The sequence below is a fragment of the Caproiciproducens lactatisolvens genome, assembly GCF_052443335.1.
GTDB lineage: Bacteria > Bacillota > Clostridia > Oscillospirales > Acutalibacteraceae > Caproiciproducens.
In genome coordinates this window covers 2,177,440-2,196,638 of the sequence record NZ_CP195750.1, presented here as the reverse complement: position 1 = coordinate 2,196,638, position 19,199 = coordinate 2,177,440, and the positions used below count along the sequence as shown (strand labels likewise).

Sequence of the window (19,199 nt, the reverse complement as noted above, 5' to 3'; positions counted from 1 at the left end):
ATGGAATGAGCGGCGAGCGTCCGACTCCCGAGACTTTGCTGAAAAAGATCAACGATCATGAGGGGAAAGCCAAACGGGGAACACTCAAAATCTTTTTCGGTTACGCGGCCGGCGTGGGAAAAACCTACGCCATGCTGGACGCCGCCCGTTCCGAGCAAAAGGCCGGGGTGGACGTGGTTCTGGGGTATATCGAACCGCATTCCCGCCCCGATACCATGTCTCTGGCGCAGGGGTTTGAAGACATCCCTGTTAAAAAGGTCGCTTACCGGGGGATTGTGCTGAATGAATTTGATTTGGACGCGGCGCTGAAACGCAGGCCGGAACTGATTCTGGTGGACGAGCTTGCCCATACCAACGCGTCGGGATGCAGGCACATTAAGCGTTACGACGATATTGAGGAGCTTTTGAACGCCGGAATCAACGTTTATACCACGCTGAACGTACAGCATTTGGAAAGCCTGAACGATATTGTCGCCTCCGTCACCCACATTACGGTGAAGGAAAGGGTGCCGGATTTTATCTTCGACAGAGCCACGCAGGTGGAGCTGGTCGATATTGAGCCCGATGTTTTGATCGAGCGTTTAAACGCCAGAAAAATTTATAAGGAAACGCAGGCAAAACGCGCGCTGCGCCATTTCTTCACGCGGGACAACCTTGTGGCCCTGCGTGAGATCGCGCTGCGCAGGATCGCGGACAAGGTGAACAGGGAAGTGGAATCAAACCGGGCGGAAGTCCGGGACGCTCCCTATTATACGGGCGAGCACATCCTTGTCTGTCTGAGCAGCTCTCCCTCCAACGCGAAGGTGATCCGTACCGCTGCCCGGTTCGCAAGCGCGTTCCACGCTTCCTTTACGGCGCTTTTTGTGGAAACGCCGCACACGAAGGAATTAAACGACAAAAACAGGGTGCGCCTGCGTGAAAATCTGAAGCTTGCCGAACAGCTCGGGGCGAAAATCGCAACCGTTTACGGCGACGACGTGGCATACCAGATTTCGGAGTACGCCAATGCCGGCGGCGTGTCAAAAATCGTCATGGGGCGTTCCAACAATAAGCCCGGACTCTTCTTTGCAAAACCGAATTTTGTGGAGAGGCTTACCTCGCTGGCGCCCAATATGGACGTATACATCATCCCGGACAATTTGCCGCCCCACCGTCCGGAAACGGTCCGAAGACACATTCAGGAGCATTTTCATCTGTCCGACCTGCTGAAAATGGCCGGGATTTTGGCTTTGTGTACTTTTGTCGGGATTCTTTTTTCCAGCCTTCATTATGTTCAGATCAATATCATCACCATTTATATTTTAGGCGTCCTCATTATTTCCAATCAGACGAACGGCAGAATCTACGGCTTGGGCTCCTCTGTTTTAAGCGTGCTGATTTACAATTATGTGTTTATTGAACCGAGGTTCACCTTTAACGCCTATGGCACGGATTATCCGGTTACCTTCCTGATTATGCTGATTTCGTCCCTCATCACGAGTTCCCTTACCATGAGGGTGAAATATCAGGCGAAGGCTGCGGCCGTCACCGCGCACCGTACGGGGATTCTGCTGGAAACCAGCCGGAAGCTGCAGCGCGCGAATGAATTCCACGAAATTGTCGAGAAATCCTCTCAGCAGATATCCAGGCTTCTGAACCAGTCGGTAATGTTTTTTGCGGTAAAGGACGGGGAGCTTCAAAAACCGTGGATTTACAGCGCCGACCCGTCCCACCCGCTGCCGGCGGAATATTCCGGCGAGGAAGAATATGCCGTCGCGGTCTGGGTCTACCATAACAGAAAGCCGGCGGGGATTTCGACGGATACTCTTCCGGGCGCAAAATCCCTGTATCTGCCCGTCAAGGGAAAGGATACGGTTCTGGCGGTCATCGGCATCCCGATGTGGAACAGGGAAGGGCTGGAGGTTTTCGGGCGTTCCCTTTTGGAAGGAATGATTTATGAAATTTCCTTCGCGATTGAAAAATATAATCTCAATGAAAAGCAGAATCAGGCGTCCATGAAAGCGGAAAAGGAGAGGCTGCGCGCAAATCTTCTGCGGGCCATTTCGCATGATCTGCGCACGCCGCTTACCAGCATCTCGGGGAATGCGAGCATCCTTTTATCGGAAGGAACGCAAATCGAAGAAGCAAAGATACACAGGCTTCTCGAAAATATTTACGAGGATTCGCTGTGGCTGATCAATCTGGTTGAAAACATCCTTGCCGTCACCAGAATCGACGACGGACGGCTGAGCATTGAAACGCAGCCGGAGCTGGTGCAGGACCTGATTGCGGAAGCGCTGCTCCATACAGACAGGCACGGCGCGGAGCATCAGATCAGCACGGTTCTGGAGGATGATATGCTGATGGTCCGGGTGGACGCCCATCTGATCGTCCAGACGATCATCAACATCGTGAACAACGCAATCACCTATACGCCGGCCGGTTCCCGGATCGTCATCCGCGCGTTCCAGCGAAAGCAATGGGTAATCGTTGAAATTTCAGATAACGGGAAGGGAATCCCGGACAAGGACAAAAAGCAGATATTCGACATGTTTTATACGGCCAATAATGAAATCGGCGACAGCAGAAGAGGGCTCGGGATCGGGCTTTCCCTGTGCAAATCGATCGTCAACGCCCACGGCAGGGAAATATACGTCAGAGATAACCAGCCGCACGGAACAGTGTTCGGCTTTTCTCTGCGGCTGGAGGAGATAGATCATCATGGATAAAACTTCGATTTTGGTTGTGGAAGATGATAAAGCGGTACGCAATCTGCTTACAACAACGTTAAACGCGTCCCATTCCTATTCGCTGCTGACTGCCTCCACGGGGGAGTCGGCAATTTCACAGGCCGCTTCCAAAAATCCGGACGTCATGATCCTGGATCTGGGACTTCCGGACATAGACGGCATGAAGGTGATCCGGAAAATCCGTACGTGGTCAAACCGTCCGATTATTGTGGTAAGCGCCAGAAGCGAGGACAGGGATATCATCAGGGCCCTTGACGCCGGCGCCGACGATTACCTGACAAAACCCTTCAGCGTAGAGGAGCTTTTGGCAAGAATCCGTGTTGCGGTCCGGAAAATGCAATATGACAGCCGTCCCGTTCTGGACGAGGCGTCCTTTGAGAACGGAGCCTTAAAAATAGATTATTCCGCCGCATCGGTTTTTGTGGATGGACGGGAAGTTCATCTGACTCCTATTGAATATAAGCTGCTGTGCCTTCTGGCGAAAAATGTCGGCAAGGTGCTGACCTATCATTTTATCCTGACGAATGTCTGGCCAAATCCGCTGGAATCCGATTCTTCCCTGGTCAGGGTATTCATGGCGACGCTCAGAAAAAAAATAGAACCAGACCCCTCCAAACCGGTTTACATCCAGACGCGCATTGGCATCGGTTACAGGATGAGCCGGGTTATGGAGTAAATCTGGTTGCGGAAAAAGAAGCGTCTTTAAAATTTACGGACAGATGATGCCGTAAGAGGACAGCGGATGGAGAAAGCGGTCAGGGTGCCGTTACGAAATATGGATGTTCACTCCGTTTACCTCGACGCCTTCGTCCGCGCGGATCAAAATGTATTTGGTGCCGTCGATGATCCGTGTTTCAACCAGGTCGTTGCGCTCCGGATTTACACGGATCGTCACGTCGGGAGTGCGGACCTCCAGCTGCTTTGTATCAATCAGATTCCGCGGACTGATCTCGGCATCGGCGCCGAACTCGGTGTCAAACTTTTCTTCAAAGGCGGTCACGCGGGCTTCGGAGACGCCGCAGGATTCCAGAATCCCCTTTACCGTTTTTTTGGAGACGGCCAGCGGCTCCTCTTCTTTATTGTTCTTGTGCTCCTCGATCATTTCGGACAACTGTCCCTGAACCGCCTGCACGACATCGAAGCTGCAGTCCTCGGCAACGGTATCCTCCAAAATGGCCTGGAAGGTTTCCTTCTGTGCGGCGGCGGGCATTGGAATCTCGCTTTTGAATACGGTGTCGACGAATTCCGTATGGTTCTCCGCAATGTTGCGGGAGTAGTAAAGGGCGTTGTAAATGTTGGCGCTGCGGTCGTTGAAAGCCGGAAACAGGAATCCAAGCTCCGGCGCCGACACGACCCAGTCCGTCCTGATGTTGCGGAAGCTGTTTTCGGAAACATAGTAGCCAAGCGCCGGTTTTGTTAATTTTACAGGGCAGATGCTGCACAGGAAGTACGAAAATACCTCCGAGGAATCCTCCTGCTTTTCTCCGTCTTTTGTATAGTAGGGAACATCGTACTGGTCGTAAGCCAGAAGAATCAGGTAATGGCCTTCCATATTGAGCGTCTGAATCACGCGTCCGTAAAATCCCCTCACGGCGTCATCGCTTTCCAGCGAGGAATCTTTGAGCGCCATCAGCAGCTTGTGCTCTTCGCCTTTCAGGACCTGCTGAGTCGCAAATTCAATGTCGATCAGGTTCTTTCCAATCGCCCCGGACAGCGTCTTCTTCAGAATGGCCAGCAGCTCTTCGGACTCCTCCTGGGGCATTAACCCCAGCGGCTGGCTGAACTCCGAAACAATTTCTTTCTGATCGTTGACGTAACAGCCGCGTATCCGGGTAATATTGCTCTTGTCCGGACGAAAGCGGCGGCGGATTTCTGCAATTTCTTTTTCGTTCATAGCATCCTCGCTCAATTCTATATGTCATTTGGCTCCAGTCATGTATTTTTGATTATATCACGGAGGAATGCTTTTGTCATCCTGACGAAGAAAGCTTTGACTGCTCTTTTTTTCGTCCCGGCTGCCGTGGCTTCCTCGGAACCTTGTATGTAAGGCTTCCCGGTCACCATCGTTTACAATGGAAGCGTTTCATGAAAAGCCCGTCATCCCTGTGCGGAGGACTGCTCTTGTGTGGAGGATGTGCTGATCACGCCCCGAAGCGCCCAGCGGTACTGCTCCTGGGAAGAAAAAAGATTGAGCTTCGCCTGATCGAGCGCGGCCTGTGCGCTGTCCAGGTCCGTCTGCGCGTTTTTCAGTTCGAGTGCCGAGGCGATCCCCAGTATGTTCTGGAGCTTTACGGCGTCAAGCGTTTTCGTTTTCGCGTCGTAAGCCGCCTGCGCCGAGGCAAGGCGGCTCTGCTTTTCCGCCACGTCGTTGTACACCTGCTGGAAGGAAGCGTTGAATGTGTTCAGCGCAAGACTGTAATTCAGCGACGCCGCGCGATAGTCGTCGACCGTTGAATCCAGATCGGAATCCTTGTCGTCGTCGGCGATTTCCTTCGCCAGCTTTTTTTCTTTCAGCGTCCAGTTTGCGCTCTGCGCCGTCTGCCGGTCGGCCGCCTCGTTCACTGCGGCGGAGAAATTTGCATCCGGCGACGGTGCGGAAGAAATCGAGAGGTCGTAATCGGACGAGTATCCCAGAAGCACCTGAAGATTGTTTTTCACCGTCCGCATCTGGTTCGCCAGCGCGGTGAGGGTATCCGCCAATGTGTTTTTCTGCTGCCGGGCGTTGAGCAGGTCGGTCTGCGTAATGAGGCCGAGGTCGGCTTTTAGCTGCGTGATTTTCAGCGTGTCGTCCAGCGCCTGCTGCTGCTTGAGCAGCTGATTGCGCTCGGCGTTCAGGTAGTGAAACGTCACATAAAGCTTCTGCGCCGTTACGACGATCTGGTCGGCGGCGTCGTTCATCTGCAGCTCGGTCTGGTCGATGGTGTCCTCGCTTACGTCGAGCTGATCGCTTTGGGCGCTCAGGATGGAACGGATGGCTGCGATTGATGCGAGACTGCCTTGGAGCGATGATGCAATGGCTTGCTGCTCCGGCGAGGAGGGCAGAGCGGCGACGGCATTGTAAGCGCTTTGGAGCTGGTCGCTCACGCTTTGCAGGGAAGCGCGGCTGGCGGCGAGTTCCTGCTGCTTCTGCCCGGCCGCGTCGTTGCTGTTCAGACTGTCCAGCGTTTTTTCATTTGCGCGGATGGTCTGATTGCCCGAACGCACGAGAAACTCAATGTCCGCGTAATTTACATTTACGATCTGGGGAGCGGCTGTGACCGCGTCGGAGGCCGTGTCGGCGAGCGCGGGAACCGAGGTCCCTGCCAGAAGAAAAACGGACAGCAGCCCTGCGGTGATTTTTTGAAAGTTCATAAGGCTTCCTCCCTTTGCAATAAAAATTTTGTCTGATCACTGTGAAGAAAATTATTGTTTGGAATATTTATTTTGAAAAATAAACATCCACGGTGTAACCCGGCTTCAGCAGGCCGTTCGGGTCGTTGGGCTTTATCAGCACGTGCACGACGCGCTTGCCGTCCTTCTCCACGGCCAGGTCGGGAATCTGTGTAACCGTACCGGTGAGCGAGGCGTCCGGGGCCGAGGCCGGCACGATCCTGACGGTTTCGCCGGCTTTCACGCTGCCGATAAATTCCTCGTCAACCTCCGCGCTGATGGCGATGGAGTCCGCGTCGATGATCTGGAGCACCTTGGTCGGCGCGCCCTGTACGCCTAAATGGGCCGCGCTGCTGACCGTGATATTCTGTACGATTCCGTTTTTGATATCGGAGATGATCTGGTTCCCCTTGAAATAGGTTTTTGCGGTTTTGGCCGTCATGGCGTCCAGATCCACCTGTGCGGAGGAGACGCCGCCCTGCTGTTTCGTGATATTCGCGGTGTTGCCGAGCTTTGCCTGTGAAAGCTGCGCCTGCTTGGATTTGAGCGAGACGTTCAGCTGGTCAAGCTCGTCTTTCAGGGCGTTTTTGGTTTTTTGCAGGGTTTCTGTGGCCTGGGTCACGGCGTCCTTATACTGGTTCAGCGTTTCCTTCGAGGCCCCGCCCGCGCTGTAGAGCGCCTGGTAGTTCGAGAGGTTGCGCTTCGCGGTGTCGAGCTGTGTTTGAGCGAGCTTCAAATCGGGGCTCGTGCCCTTGTTATATTCCGTCGTTTTGCGCGCGATTTGGCTCTGTGTCTGGGCAATGTCGGCCTCCAGAGCGGCGGTGTCCTGTGTGGCGGCGGGCAGCGCCGCCTGGTTTGCGGCTAACTGCTGCTTCAGCTTCTCGACGTTCCCGCTGTATTCGGAAAGGTCCAGCGTTACGAGCGGCTGGCCGAGCGTGACCCGCTCGCCCTCCTTCACCAATACATCCGTCACGATCGACGGGAAGTCGACGCTGATGTCCTCCATGCGGGTGTATTTCACCTCGCCCCACGCGTCGATCTCTCCGGCCCGATCTGCCGAAGCCGCAGAATCCGTCTTCTGCGGAGCAGTGGGGACGCTTTTCTGGTGAAAAAAGATTCCGAGTACGACGAAGAGCGCGGCGAGCGCGCACGCCCCGGCCAACGCCGTTTTTTTATGAGATAAAATCCAGCCCTTCACTGGTAAAAACCAATCCTTCATGGGTTCCTCCATCTATTTTTATTCGACGCTTTTCAGCGCTTCAAGCATGTCGATCTGTTTCATTTTCCGGGCTACGACGTTGTTGACGATCCAGGCGAAGCACAGGGTCAATATCCCGGCGATTAGCACGTCCGGCAGCGTGATGCTGCCCAGAAGGTCCATCTGTTCTCCCATTTTGCTTGCGATCAGCCACGACAGATACCGCCCTACGGGAATACCGGACAGCATGCCGAGCAGCACGGAAAAATAATTTTCAATCAGCACCAGATTCTGAATTTCCCGGTGGCGGAAGCCGAGTACCCGCAGCGTCGCAAGGTCGCGGATCCGCTCGGCAAAATTGAGGATGCCGGTATTGTACAGCACCACAAACGCCAGCGCCGCGCCCATAACGATCATCATGATCACCGCGAGGTTCACCACCTGTGTGCTGGAAGCAAGACCGGACTGCTGGCTTTCACGCGTCGTCGCGTCTGCCACCGCGTCGCTTGCCAGGAACCTTTGGTCCGGCGCGCCGTTCCATTTCACAAGCAGAGCTGTCGGCTCGAAGGTCTCCCCGAGGGATTTCCAGTAAGTATCGGTCATGTAAATTCCCTGGCCGGAGGCAAAGTAGGCCGTCTGTACAATCGGCACGGAGACATATCCTTCGTTCGTGCGCTTGATCCGGATGCTGTCTCCCGGCTGAACCCCGAGCGTCTCGCACAGCTTGCGGCTCATGAGGATCCCGTTTTCCGGCAGGGAAACGGGATTCCCGGCAGCGTCCTGCAGATGGATCAGGGGGCTGTCGCCGGTTGTGATGGTGATCGGCTCCATTTTCCGTTCGCCGCCCGGGGAGATCACCCCAATGGCGGATTCCTCCAGCTGCTGTATGACCCCGTCCAGCCCCAGGTTGCCAAGGTAACGGGAATCGGTCTTTGTAGTGTCGAGGATGATCTTCTGATCATAGACAAAGGTGGACTCATACATTTGCTCGTTGATCCCCGAAAGCATGCTTCGGACTCCCAGCGCCGCAATAATCACGCCGGTGCAGCCCATAACGCCAATGGTGCTCATGATGAGACGGCTCTTGTTCTTCAGAGTGTTCCGCGCAATCAGCTTGCTGCTGAACTTCATTTTCTGCCAGAGGGAGGGGAGAGTTTCCAGAAAAATGTGATCTCCTTTGTTCGGCGGCTTTTCCCGGAGAAGCACCGCAGGGGTGTCCCCCTGGAGTTTCCAGCAGGCGTAAAACGAAATGCCTCCCGTGCACAGAAGGATCAGAAGGAGGGCAAACGCAAAGTGCGCAAAATTGACGCTGATACGGTAGTCGGCAAACGCCAGCTTCATCCGCGGCACCAACAACCTGCCAAAGATGTTTGGCCCCGCCGCAAGGCCGGTGAACGCGCCGAGCACGCCGATCATGACTCCGTAGGAGGCGTAGTGCCAGAGGATGCTCCGTTTGCTGTAGCCCAGAGCCTTCAGGATCCCGATCTGACCGCGCTGGTTTTCCACCAGCCGTGTCATCGTACTTTGCGTGATCAGCGCGGTGATGAGGAAAAACAGAAGCGGGAATATGAAGGAGAGCGACTTGATCTGCTGAACCCGGCCGCTCACACCGCTGACGCTGCTGTTGTCTTTCTGAAGGGTCATGCCGATGAGGCCGTCGCCGATGACGGCGTTCGCTTTTTGTTCCACCTGTATCAGATCGGTGCCCGGCGCGGTTTTTACGCTGATCTGGTTGTAGACTTTCTGTCCGTAAACGCTCCCCAGCACGCCGGAGCGTATCACCGCGAAACCGTATGCGGCCGGATCCGGCATAACAGTGGCGGAGTTTTTCAGGGCAAAAACCTGCTCGCTGTTCAGCGCCAGCCCGTCGATTGGCAGGCGCAGCCAAACGCCGTTCAGCTTGACGGAGATCCGGTCACCGATTTTCAGGTTGTGCGCCTTGGCAAAAGCGCTGTCCAGCACCGCGCCGCCGCTTTTGCTGAATTTTCCCTCCTGCATCTCCGGCTGGTCAAGAGTGCTGCGGTCACTGAGCGCGTAAATGTGCAAGGTGGGGTTGCCGGGCAGATCCGTATCCGCGTCGGCGGAAAAGCGCTTCTCCACCTGCGTCACCCCGTCGATCTGACGGATGCCCCAGAGCTGCTGTTCCGAGGGATTCTGCACGGTCACCCAAAAATCGGAAAGGTTTGTCGCGCGGTACATGGCGTCCGCGTGGTTCTGAACGGTGAACCAGATGCTGTCGAGGCCCGTCATAAGGGAAACGGCCAGCGCCGCCATAATGAAAATCGAGATAAACTGCGCTTTCGACTTCTTCATGTCGCGCAGGGATTTCCTGAACAGGGCGCCCTTTACCATAGGATTTCCTCCACCTCTTTGGGGTGCTCGTGGAACTCCGTTTCGGCGATTTTTCCGTCCCTCATATACAGCACCGTCTGAGCCATCTCAGAAATCGGCGCGTTGTGCGTAACGATGATGACCGTCTTGCCAAGGTCGTTCGCAACGTCGCGAATGAGCCGCAGAACTTTTCGCCCTGTCTCGGAATCCAGCGCGCCGGTCGGTTCGTCGCACAGTACGATCTGCGGGTTCTTTGCCAGTGCCCGCGCGATAGAGACACGCTGCTGCTCGCCGCCCGACATCTGGCTGGGGAAATTGTCCATCCGCTTTTCAAGACCGACTCGCCGCAGCATTTCGCGCGCGTCGAGCGGCTCGGGACAAATCTCCTCTGCGAGCTGCACATTTTCCAGTGCTGTAAGATTCGGCACCAGGTTGTAAAATTGGAATACAAAACCGATCTGTGTGCGGCGGTAGTCGGTAAGCTCCCGCTCCGACATACCGGAGACCTCGCTTCCGTTGACAATAATCCTGCCGGCTGTCGGCGAATCCATGCCGCCCAGCATGTTGAGCACCGTGGTTTTTCCCGCGCCGCTCTGTCCGAGCACCACGTTGAATGTGCCGCTGCCGAGGCTGAAGCTGATGCCGTCCACCGCCTTGATGACGGCGTCTCCGACGCGATACTCCCTTTCCACGTTTTCAAATGTGATAAAATCCATGAATGATCTCCCTTGTTATGTAACTGCTTCTATTAAAATGTCGGATCTTTGCATCCTGACCCGGGTGGGACCAATTCCACGGCCCGATGTTGAGATGCCCGGTCGCATATCCTTACACATGATGATTGTCTTGACCGGCGATGCTCCAAAATTCTCCCTGGGAAAACCATGTTCATTCTTGACATTCAACCAGAAACTTATTATAATGACACTATGTTTATTTTGCAACCATCAGATGCTTATAGATTGTAATGTTTACAACAAAATACTGTGAAACTGTTGATTTCAGAACAGAATCCATTGCATTCGATTGTTAAATGAGGGGGAGAGACGCGCTTTATGAAGGAAATGAAAGAGAGCCGAAAAACACGTTATACGCGCATGACTTTGCAGGACAGCCTGTTTGAGTTAATGGAGAAAAAGCCGATTACAAAAATCACCATTAAAGAGCTGTGTGAAAACGCGGACATCAACCGTACGACTTTCTATGCGTATTATACCGACCAGTACGACCTCCTTCGCAAAATTGAGGACGAGACTCTTTCCTGGGTGAAGGAGACGCTTACCAATCTGATCGGTAAAACGGACAAATACGAATCGATGGAGGTCCTCGAAGGGATTTTCCAATACTTTGCTGAGAACAGGAAGCATATTCAGGTCCTGATGAGCGAGCAGGGCGATATCGATTTCCAGAAGCAGCTGTTCACCCTGATCTATCAGGAATGCGGGATTTCTCCCTCAGCCACAGCGGATGCGAATGTAAGCATCAAAGAGGACTATTTCGTATTTGTCGTAAACGGGAGCATCGGTCTGATACAGTACTGGCTTAAAAACGGCCTGAACAGGTCCGTGAAGGAAATGGCTGAAATTATTTACAGCATGTCTTCCCGGATCAGGTAAGCGGCTATGGTCCCGGACCTGTATTTATGAAAGATTGCATGATAAAAAATCACCCCAATCGTTATTCAGTACGTCATACTGTCTAACGATGGGGGTGCTGTTCAGCAACGCGGGACCGCGTGCTTTCCTATGCTTTTTCAATGCCGCTCAGCTCAGCCATTTTTGTTCGAGAGCCGTCATCATTTCTTCGTATTGCTCCGCGCATTGCCGCAGGTTTCCGTCCTCCAGCGATTTCAGACAGGGGGAGAGGTGATTTTCCCAGATTTCCCGGTAGACGGCCTGACGGTTGTCCGCCCGGTCAATTCCGCTGACAATCATCGGGGCGAAAAGATAGTATTCGCCGATTTTGGCTTTGCCCCGTGGCGTGGCCGCAAGCCAGCCGTCGCGGAAACGGCGGAAAGCGTTCAGTTCCGGGCAGTCGTCTCCCTTGCCGAGCGAGGAGCAGACCGCGGTGGTGATAAAGCACAGCTTTTTTCGGAAGCCGCTGCTGATGGTGTCATAGTTTGATTTCCCGAGCGGATTTTTCGGATAATGTTCGTTCCAGACCTTTAAAAAGCTGTCCGCAAGCGCTTCGGCGGCGGGAGTATGCTGTTCCAGGATGGCGGGCACCGTAAAGGCCACAATCATGTAACGGTATTCAAAAAGCCGGGGGTCGCTTTCCTTTTTGATCCCGCTTTCTTCAATCTTTTTCTGAAAGCGGTCAAAGAGAACGTCCGCAAAGAAGCCGGGCGCTTCATCCTTGCCTGCCGCGGCAAGGCAGTATGCTTTCAAGGCGGGGGAAATCAGGTTGTTGTATTTTTCAAATGCGGAGGGATAAACGTTCTGCTTGACGTTTTTAAACCCGTTTTTCACGATGAAAATCTCGTCCTTTAAGAGGGAAAAGGCTTCCTCCATCAGCCTTTGATAGTCGTCGTCCGCTGCCGGTTCGGCTTTCAGGAGCAGCGATTTCACATGAATGGGCTGCGCGCAGTACATGCACACAATATCCTCTGCGTCCTCCGGCAGCTGCAGTTCTTTTTTGCAGTGAGGGCACAGTGCGGTAATATAATTCATTCGGCACCTCCGTCGCGGCTATGCTCCCGCGTATATTGTTTGATACGGTCGAAGCTTTCTTCGCTGATAATATGCTCAATACGGCAGGAGTCCTGCAGGGCGATGTCGCTGCTGACCCCGAGGGTCATTTCCAGAAACTGCGCAATCAGGTTGTGACGCTCGTACACGGAGCCGGCCTTTGCGCGCCCCAGCTCCGTAAGGACCAGATTGCCGTTCGGTTCCATGGTAAGGTAGCCCGCCTCTTTTAAAATGCTCATGGCCCGGCTGACGCTTGGCTTGGTAAAATCCAGGTAATTGGCAACGTCGATCGAACGGACATATCCGTTTTTATTCTGTAAAATCAGTATGGTTTCAAGATAATTTTCGCCCGATTCCTGTATTTTCACCGGTATACCTCCTAAGTTGGCGCGAAAATGCGGTCCGTATTTTTCATATTGTAGCATTGTTCCTCAAAAATGACAAGCGTTATTGCGATTAGTTCATAATTTCCGCTATATTTTTCTGAGCGGTTTTATGTTAAAATATTAAAACGTATACTTTTCTATTTTCACATTGGAGGAACTATGATTACTGTATCCGATCTTGGCCTTGGGTTTAACGGCCAGAACCTGTTTTCACACGTCAATCTGCTTTTTACCGCCGGGAACTGCTACGGTGTCATCGGTGCGAACGGCGCGGGAAAATCCACCTTCCTGAAAATTCTTTCCGGCGAACTGGAGCCCACAAAGGGCGAGGTTGTCATTGACCCCCGTCTGCGGATGTCCGTGCTCAGGCAGGACCACCACGCCTACGACTCCTATACCGTTTTTGAAACCATCCTGATGGGCAACGCCCGTCTGTACGAAGTAAGGAAACAAAAGGACGCCATTTACGAAAAAGAGGACTTTACCGACGAGGACGGAATCCTCGCCGCGGAGCTGGAAGCGGAGTTTGCCGAGCTGAACGGCTGGGAGGCCGAAACCGAAGCGGGGAAGCTTCTGCAGGGGCTCGGCCTGGACAATGCGCTGCTGGATTCCGTGATGGGCGCCCTCACGGGAACGGAAAAGGTCCGCGTCCTGCTTGCCCGCGCGCTGTTCGGGCAGCCGGATATCATTCTTCTGGATGAGCCCACCAACGACCTCGACAACAAATCCATCGCCTGGCTGGAAAGCTTTCTGATGGATTATGAGGGAACGGTGATCGTGGTGTCCCATGACCGTCATTTTCTGAATAACGTCTGTACCCATATCGTCGACATCGATTTCAATAAAATCAGGATGTATGTGGGCAACTACGATTTCTGGTACGAGTCCAGCCAGCTGATGCAGCGCGTCATGCGCGACCAGAACAGGAAGGCGGAGGACAAAATCAAGGAGCTGCAGAGCTTTATCCAGCGCTTTTCCGCCAACAAGTCGAAATCAAAGCAGGCGACTTCCCGGAAGAAGCTGCTTGAGAAAATCTCCGTCGAGGAAATGCCCGCGTCTTCGCGCCGGTATCCCTACGTCGGCTTTACCATGGACCGTGAGCCGGGCAAGGAAATCCTTGAGGTCACGGACCTTTCCAAAACCGTCGACGGTGTGAAGGTGCTGAACAACGTCAGCTTCCGCGTAAACAAGGGCGACAAGATTGCCTTTGTCGGCTCCAATGAAATCGCCAACACCACGCTGTTTAAAATCCTGATGGAGGAGCTGGAACCGGACGAAGGCTCCTTCAAGTGGGGCGTTTCCACCAGCCAGTCCTATTTTCCCCAGGATAACTCCGCTTATTTCAACGGCTGTGAGGAAAGCATCCTCAAATGGCTGGAGCAGTATTCCAAGGATACGACGGAAACGTATCTGCGCGGCTTTCTCGGGAAGATGCTCTTTTCCGGCGAGGACGTTTTAAAGCCGGTGAACGTGCTTTCCGGCGGCGAAAAAGTGCGCTGCATGCTTTCGCGCATGATGATGTTCGGCGCCAATGTCCTTGTGGTGGACCAGCCGACCAACCATCTGGACCTGGAATCCATTACCGCCGTGAACAACGGCCTGACGGACTTCAAGGGCGTGGTGCTGTTTGCTTCCCACGACCACCAGTTTGTCCAGACCATTGCGAACCGCGTGATCGAAATTACGGAAGACGGCGTCATCGACCGTGTTTCCACTTATGACGAATATCTGGAAGCGCGCGACGGCATCCTCTCTTAAATCTGTCTGTAAAAAGCCGGGGTGGACAAATCAAAAAGGTCCGCCCGGCCATACCGCTGCGGAAGGGGACGGAAAGATGGCAAGCGGTGACTTTCTTTTAAAAATCAATGCCAGGTACAACCTTTTTACAAAGGCCGAAAAAAAGGTGGCCGATTATGTTCTTCAGGACCCGAAACGGGTTTTGTTCCTGTCCATCACCGGCCTTGCGGAAGCGTGCGGGGTGGGGGACACCAGCGTGTTCCGGTTCTGCAAGACCATGCAGCTTCAGGGCTACCAGGAGTTTAAAATGCTGCTTTCGCTGAGCATCTCGGAGGATGAGGACAGCAGCCGGATCGCCTCCATGCTTTCGGGCAGAATCACGCAGGAGGACACCCTTGAAGACGTAGCCAAAAAGGTACTGCAGACCAATATCAACGCGCTGAACGAAACGTATTCGCTGCTGGACTTTGAGGCGCTGTCCCTGACCGTCGACGATATGATCGGGGCGGAGCAGATTTATTTTTTCGGCGTGGGGTCGTCCCTGCTGACCGCTATGGACGCGGTGGACAAATTTGTCCGGATTACACCGAAGGTCCACAATTATGCCGACGCGCATTTACAGGCAATGGCGGCTTCCATCCTTTCGCCGGAGGATCTGGCGTTTGTCATTTCCTATTCCGGCGCCACAAAGGACACCATCCAGGTGGCACAGCAGGCAAAAAAAGCGGGCGCCAGAGTGGTCTGTATCACCCGGTTTGCAAAATCGCCGCTGACCGCATCTTCCGATGTGGTGATTTTGTGCGGTACGAACGAGGGCCCGCTCCAGGGCGGTTCCACGTCGGCCAGAATCAGCCAGATGCTCCTGATCGATCTGATCTATATGGAGTATTTCAAACGGACCTATGATGAGAGCAGCGCCAACAAACAGAAAACCACCGGTTCCGTTTTGAAGAAGCTCTATTGAACAGAGGTTCTATTGACAGAATACCTTCGCCGGGCTGCGGGGGTATTTTTTTACCCTTTTCTCAAAATTAACAGCACGTTCACAGAATTTTGGTTGAAATCCGGCATCCAAAAAGTTATACTGTAAAAATATCAACAAATGTTTATTATCATGAAAAGTTTATTAAGGGTGTGTGAAATGGCGAATCAGCAGGCCGATGAAGACCTTTTTCATTTTCTGGTTTGTGTCCACAGGGCGTTGACAAAGCCTTTTGAAGATCGTTTCAGGGGAAAATTTACAAGTCTGCAGCTGAACGCGCTGTGCGTTTTGTGCGCGAGCGGGCCGATGACGATGAGCGAGCTGGCCGCCAGCCTGCATATGCCGCGCCAGCAGATGAGCCGCATGATTGAAAAGCTGTATGAGGAAGGCCATATTGTGCGGAGCCTGGACGCAAAGGACAGACGAAAAATACGGATTTCCGTTTCGGAAACCACCGCAGGGGAAATCCACAACGGACGCGAAAAGTTTGACGAAGCGCTGAAATCGGCTATGGATGGCTTCAGCGAAGCGGATTATCAGGATTTTAACGCCGCGGTTCGCATTGTTAACAGAATTCTCACCAAAATTCCCCAAAAGGAATAGCGTATAATGTAAAGAAAAGGAGATATGAAACATGGAGAAAAAGGCAAACGCAGATTTTTTCACGGTAACTCCCGAAATTCTGGAGCTGACGGACCTTTGTAAAAGCCACAGTACGATCAAACCCTCCCTGTTTGCCCAGTACGACGTGAAGCGCGGCCTGCGCGATATTAACGGAAAAGGCGTCCTGACCGGTTTAACCGAAATATCGGATATTATTTCTTCGAAGGAAGTCGACGGCAAAAGCGTGCCCTGCGAAGGGGAGCTGTATTACCGCGGCATCAATATTCAGGATATTGTGCGCGGCTTTATCGCGGAAAACCGCTTCGGATTTGAGGAGACGACCTATCTGCTCCTGTTCGGCGAACTGCCGGAAGAGGGCAGGCTGCAGGAATTCAAAAGGCTCCTTTCCAAATACAGAACCCTGCCCACCAACTTTGTGCGCGACATTATTATGAAGGCGCCGTCGTTCGATATGATGAATACGCTGGCGAGAAGCGTCCTCACTCTTTACGCCTACGATGAAAGGCCGAACGATACCTCGCTGCCGAATGTGCTGCGCCAGTGCCTGGAAATGATCGCGCTTTTCCCGCAGCTCGCTGTTTACGGCTATCAGGCCTACGCCCACGACATGGACCCGAACTACAGCTTCTTTATCCATGCGCCCAAGCAGGAGCTCTCCGTGGCGGAAAATATTCTGTACATGCTTCGAATCGACAATCAATACACCGCCTTGGAAGCTCGTATCCTTGACCTTGCGCTTGTTCTGCACGCCGAGCACGGCGGCGGCAACAATTCCAGCTTTACCACCCATGTGGTCGCGTCCTCCGGTACGGACGCCTACTCGGTCATTGCGGCGGCGCTCAGTTCGCTCAAGGGACCGAAGCACGGCGGCGCAAACATCAAGGTCGTGATGATGTTTGAGGATATGAAGCAGAATATCGACGACTGGGAGGACGAGGACAAGGTAGCCGACTACCTGAGCAGGCTGCTGAATAAGCAGGCGTTTGACCGGGCCGGCCTGATTTACGGGATGGGCCACGCGGTTTATTCCCTTTCCGACCCGCGCGCGAATATTTTCAAGAAGTTTGTCAGGAGCCTTTCCGAAGAAAAGGGCCTTACCAAGGAATACAAGCTCTATTCTCTGGTTGAGCGGCTGGCGCCGGAGGTGATCGGGCGCGAGCGCAAAACCTATAAGGGCGTCAGCGCGAACATTGACTTTTACAGCGGGTTCGTCTACCATATGCTCGGCCTGCCGCCGGAGCTTTTCACCCCCGTTTTCGCCATGGCGCGTATCTCCGGATGGAGCGCGCATTTACTGGAAGAGCTGATCAACGTCGGCAAGATCATCCGCCCCGCGTACAAGAGCATCTCCGCCCACAGGGAGTATGTTCCCCTCCACGAAAGATAAGCGCTTATTTACGGATAAATCCTGAGAAATTCAAACGGCTGACCTTCCGCGGACCGGAATGTCAGCCGTTTTTGTACGATAAGGTTTTGCCCGCATGGGAAGTCCCCGAAAAAGCCGGTGGGATTTTTTGGCTTTATCGGCCGGCTTCGGTCTCTTCCGCTTCAAATTTGATTTTGTCTCCCATGACCTCGTTCTGAAGAAAAGCCTTGCAGCGGCCCGCCGTGGGCGTGCAGTTGATTCCGCAGAGAGGGCCGCAAAGCTCCCCCGGCCTGCTGCTGCGGAAATTCTTTTCAATCGCTCCCAGCACTTCATGATAGGGAACGAGAGGGTCGATTCCGCTGAGCGCCAGATCCGCGTAAAGGGGCGCGGTCACCGCTGCGCGAATCGTCCGCGTGATGCAGGGAAATTCAAGGCCGCCGGGAATGGGGTCGCAGGGGATTCCAAGGTTGGCCTGCAGCGCCATGGAGGCGGCATGCTCGACCTGTTTTCCGTCGCCCCCCGCCATCCAGGTGACCGCGCCGGACGCCATTGCGCAGCAGACCCCGGACTCTCCGACACAGCCGACCTCGCCGGTCGCGTTGGTGTGCGTATAGGCCAAAGCGCCCAGCCCCGCCGCCACGACCAGTCCCTCGATCATCTTCCGGTGGGAAAAACCTCTTGCCTCCCGCACGGCGTCCAAAGCGGAAAACAGGTATCCTCCTCCGGTTCCCATGGGGCCGGGTACAATCCGTACGCCCGGCAGCTTTGCGTTGGTCGAAAAGGCGTGTACCAGAATATGGCGTGTAATCGGGTCCGACAGCGTCTGATGGTTCTGCATGTATGTATTCCACTGCCTGCCGTAAATAGGCAGCATCGGAGTGTCCTTTGCATTGTCGTAGCCGATGGTCTCCAGAGCATGGATCTGGTGATTTAAAATATCCGCGATATTTTCAAAATACTGCCAGATGGTTTCATCCGTCCATCCGGAAAAATCCTTTTCGTATTCAATGGCGGCCTGAACAAAGGAAATTCCCCGCTGTTCCGCCACCCGGCGCCATTCCTCCACTGTTTTAAAAAGCTGCGGCTTTCTTTTCGCGGTGGTGACGACCGGAAGAAGGGCGGGGAATACCCTGACCTGTGTGCCGGGGCCGAAATACCGCAGCAGCTCGCCGGGCTCCGGGTTTTCGGAGAGCTCAAGGAATACGGCGCTCGCGCCGTCCTTACGGGCGACGCGTTCCGAAGTAAGAAAAGCTTCCCCCGCGCTTTGCTCAAAGCCGCGCAGCTGTTCCTCCGGAATGTCCTGCCCGGCGTTTTGCAGCAGCACGCCGAAGGTATCCGCCCGCCAATGAATGGGGAAGCCGGAAATTTCATAGGTCGCCACCATGCCGCCGCCGACTGATTTTGCGGTGAGGGAAGCGGTGTCCCCGCCGGTTCCCGTCAGCTCGAAGTGAACGCTTCCGGGATATGCGTTATCCGCTTCCAGCTCCCCGAATTCATACGATATCTTTTTTTCCCGGGCAAGCTCGTGTGCGGAAAACAGACGCACGTCGTCCGTGGCAAAATCCTGCAGGCCGCCCAAATAGCCCCGGTCGTCCATCATATTTCCCAGATTCAGCATATGGTGGTCGCCGGGATTGAACAGGATGCGCACCCGTTTCGGTTCACTGAGCAGCGTATGACGGGCGATCCGTCCCACCCGGCTGGTGCCCGCGAAGCTTCCGCTGGAACCGGGCTGCATAATCGGCCCGAATACGTCGTTAAAAAAATCAGGATAAAAAATCTTTCCCATG

General features: G+C 54.0%; 15 protein-coding genes. 7 read left to right on the top strand and 8 right to left on the bottom strand.

All coding sequences use genetic code 11. The annotated features are described in order from the left end of the window. Window positions 1-5 precede the first annotated feature (5 nt). Window positions 6-2,708, top strand: coding sequence for a DUF4118 domain-containing protein (locus tag ACRQV7_RS10775; protein ID WP_444658130.1), 2,703 nt, complete (start codon window positions 6-8; stop codon window positions 2,706-2,708). Further along, window positions 2,701-3,405 carry a response regulator gene (locus ACRQV7_RS10770; RefSeq protein ID WP_038325137.1) on the top strand — a complete coding sequence of 235 codons (705 nt, stop codon included), beginning with the start codon at window positions 2,701-2,703 and terminating at the stop codon, window positions 3,403-3,405. Before ACRQV7_RS10775 ends, ACRQV7_RS10770 begins: the two co-directional genes overlap by 8 nt. A gap of 90 nt (window positions 3,406-3,495) precedes the next feature. On the opposite strand, the gene ACRQV7_RS10765 is transcribed toward ACRQV7_RS10770, so the two are convergent. The 5 genes from ACRQV7_RS10765 to ACRQV7_RS10745 all read right to left on the bottom strand — a co-directional run bounded on the left by ACRQV7_RS10765 (window position 3,496) and on the right by ACRQV7_RS10745 (window position 10,343). Beyond that, on the bottom strand, window positions 3,496-4,623 hold the full coding sequence (locus ACRQV7_RS10765; RefSeq protein ID WP_444658128.1) for a DUF4317 domain-containing protein: 1,128 nt from the start codon (window positions 4,621-4,623) through the stop codon (window positions 3,496-3,498). Window positions 4,624-4,826: 203 nt separating this feature from the next. Beyond that, entirely contained in the window at window positions 4,827-6,080 is a 1,254-nt protein-coding gene (locus ACRQV7_RS10760) for a TolC family protein (RefSeq protein ID WP_444658126.1), read from the bottom strand. 67 nt (window positions 6,081-6,147) lie between these two features. Further along, complete coding sequence (locus ACRQV7_RS10755; RefSeq protein WP_444658125.1) at window positions 6,148-7,317, bottom strand: HlyD family secretion protein; 1,170 nt, start codon at window positions 7,315-7,317, stop codon at window positions 6,148-6,150. An 18-nt stretch (window positions 7,318-7,335) separates the two neighbouring features. Then, window positions 7,336-9,648, bottom strand: coding sequence for an ABC transporter permease (locus tag ACRQV7_RS10750; RefSeq protein WP_444658123.1), 2,313 nt, complete (start codon window positions 9,646-9,648; stop codon window positions 7,336-7,338). Then, window positions 9,642-10,343 (bottom strand): ABC transporter ATP-binding protein, encoded by a 702-nt coding sequence (locus tag ACRQV7_RS10745; protein WP_444658122.1) that lies wholly within the window; start codon window positions 10,341-10,343, stop codon window positions 9,642-9,644. The genes ACRQV7_RS10750 and ACRQV7_RS10745 overlap by 7 nt, the downstream gene beginning before the upstream one ends. A gap of 339 nt (window positions 10,344-10,682) precedes the next feature. On the opposite strand from ACRQV7_RS10745, the gene ACRQV7_RS10740 reads away from it, so the two are divergent. Then, window positions 10,683-11,243, top strand: a complete 561-nt coding sequence (locus tag ACRQV7_RS10740; protein ID WP_444658121.1) for a TetR/AcrR family transcriptional regulator — start codon at window positions 10,683-10,685, stop codon at window positions 11,241-11,243. A 147-nt stretch (window positions 11,244-11,390) separates the two neighbouring features. On the opposite strand, the gene ACRQV7_RS10735 is transcribed toward ACRQV7_RS10740, so the two are convergent. Further along, window positions 11,391-12,296 carry a CFI-box-CTERM domain-containing protein gene (locus tag ACRQV7_RS10735; RefSeq protein WP_444658120.1) on the bottom strand — a complete coding sequence of 302 codons (906 nt, stop codon included), beginning with the start codon at window positions 12,294-12,296 and terminating at the stop codon, window positions 11,391-11,393. Beyond that, entirely contained in the window at window positions 12,293-12,682 is a 390-nt protein-coding gene (locus ACRQV7_RS10730) for a metal-dependent transcriptional regulator (protein WP_444658119.1), read from the bottom strand. The genes ACRQV7_RS10735 and ACRQV7_RS10730 overlap by 4 nt, the downstream gene beginning before the upstream one ends. Before the next feature lie 177 nt (window positions 12,683-12,859). Here ACRQV7_RS10730 and ACRQV7_RS10725 point away from each other — a divergent pair, with 177 nt between their 5' ends. The 4 genes from ACRQV7_RS10725 (at window position 12,860) to ACRQV7_RS10710 (ending at window position 17,430) form a co-directional block, all read left to right on the top strand. Beyond that, window positions 12,860-14,458 carry an ABC-F family ATP-binding cassette domain-containing protein gene (locus ACRQV7_RS10725; RefSeq protein ID WP_444658118.1) on the top strand — a complete coding sequence of 533 codons (1,599 nt, stop codon included), beginning with the start codon at window positions 12,860-12,862 and terminating at the stop codon, window positions 14,456-14,458. 76 nt (window positions 14,459-14,534) lie between these two features. Further along, window positions 14,535-15,401, top strand: coding sequence for a MurR/RpiR family transcriptional regulator (locus tag ACRQV7_RS10720; RefSeq protein WP_444658117.1), 867 nt, complete (start codon window positions 14,535-14,537; stop codon window positions 15,399-15,401). A gap of 177 nt (window positions 15,402-15,578) precedes the next feature. Further along, a complete protein-coding gene (locus ACRQV7_RS10715; RefSeq protein ID WP_444658116.1) occupies window positions 15,579-16,022 on the top strand; it encodes a MarR family winged helix-turn-helix transcriptional regulator in 444 nt (147 codons plus the stop codon). A gap of 31 nt (window positions 16,023-16,053) precedes the next feature. After that, the gene (locus tag ACRQV7_RS10710) at window positions 16,054-17,430 is read left to right on the top strand and encodes a citrate/2-methylcitrate synthase (RefSeq protein ID WP_444658115.1); all 1,377 of its coding nucleotides are present in this window, start codon (window positions 16,054-16,056) and stop codon (window positions 17,428-17,430) included. A gap of 133 nt (window positions 17,431-17,563) precedes the next feature. On the opposite strand, the gene ACRQV7_RS10705 is transcribed toward ACRQV7_RS10710, so the two are convergent. Further along, window positions 17,564-19,198: an L-serine ammonia-lyase, iron-sulfur-dependent, subunit beta gene (locus tag ACRQV7_RS10705; RefSeq protein ID WP_444658114.1), complete on the bottom strand. Its 1,635-nt coding sequence runs from the start codon at window positions 19,196-19,198 to the stop codon at window positions 17,564-17,566. Window position 19,199 lies beyond the last annotated feature (1 nt).

Coding starts and splice junctions, on each gene's coding strand:
- ACRQV7_RS10750 (WP_444658123.1), bottom strand. CDS start 9,648: ATGGTAAAGGGCGCCCTGTTCAGGAAATCCCTGCGCGACATGAAGAAG.
- ACRQV7_RS10760 (WP_444658126.1), bottom strand. CDS start 6,080: ATGAACTTTCAAAAAATCACCGCAGGGCTGCTGTCCGTTTTTCTTCTG.
- ACRQV7_RS10715 (WP_444658116.1), top strand. CDS start 15,579: ATGGCGAATCAGCAGGCCGATGAAGACCTTTTTCATTTTCTGGTTTGT.
- ACRQV7_RS10775 (WP_444658130.1), top strand. CDS start 6: ATGAGCGGCGAGCGTCCGACTCCCGAGACTTTGCTGAAAAAGATCAAC.
- ACRQV7_RS10770 (WP_038325137.1), top strand. CDS start 2,701: ATGGATAAAACTTCGATTTTGGTTGTGGAAGATGATAAAGCGGTACGC.
- ACRQV7_RS10720 (WP_444658117.1), top strand. CDS start 14,535: ATGGCAAGCGGTGACTTTCTTTTAAAAATCAATGCCAGGTACAACCTT.
- ACRQV7_RS10735 (WP_444658120.1), bottom strand. CDS start 12,296: ATGAATTATATTACCGCACTGTGCCCTCACTGCAAAAAAGAACTGCAG.
- ACRQV7_RS10740 (WP_444658121.1), top strand. CDS start 10,683: ATGAAGGAAATGAAAGAGAGCCGAAAAACACGTTATACGCGCATGACT.
- ACRQV7_RS10710 (WP_444658115.1), top strand. CDS start 16,054: ATGGAGAAAAAGGCAAACGCAGATTTTTTCACGGTAACTCCCGAAATT.
- ACRQV7_RS10755 (WP_444658125.1), bottom strand. CDS start 7,317: ATGAAGGATTGGTTTTTACCAGTGAAGGGCTGGATTTTATCTCATAAA.
- ACRQV7_RS10705 (WP_444658114.1), bottom strand. CDS start 19,198: ATGGGAAAGATTTTTTATCCTGATTTTTTTAACGACGTATTCGGGCCG.
- ACRQV7_RS10745 (WP_444658122.1), bottom strand. CDS start 10,343: ATGGATTTTATCACATTTGAAAACGTGGAAAGGGAGTATCGCGTCGGA.
- ACRQV7_RS10725 (WP_444658118.1), top strand. CDS start 12,860: ATGATTACTGTATCCGATCTTGGCCTTGGGTTTAACGGCCAGAACCTG.
- ACRQV7_RS10765 (WP_444658128.1), bottom strand. CDS start 4,623: ATGAACGAAAAAGAAATTGCAGAAATCCGCCGCCGCTTTCGTCCGGAC.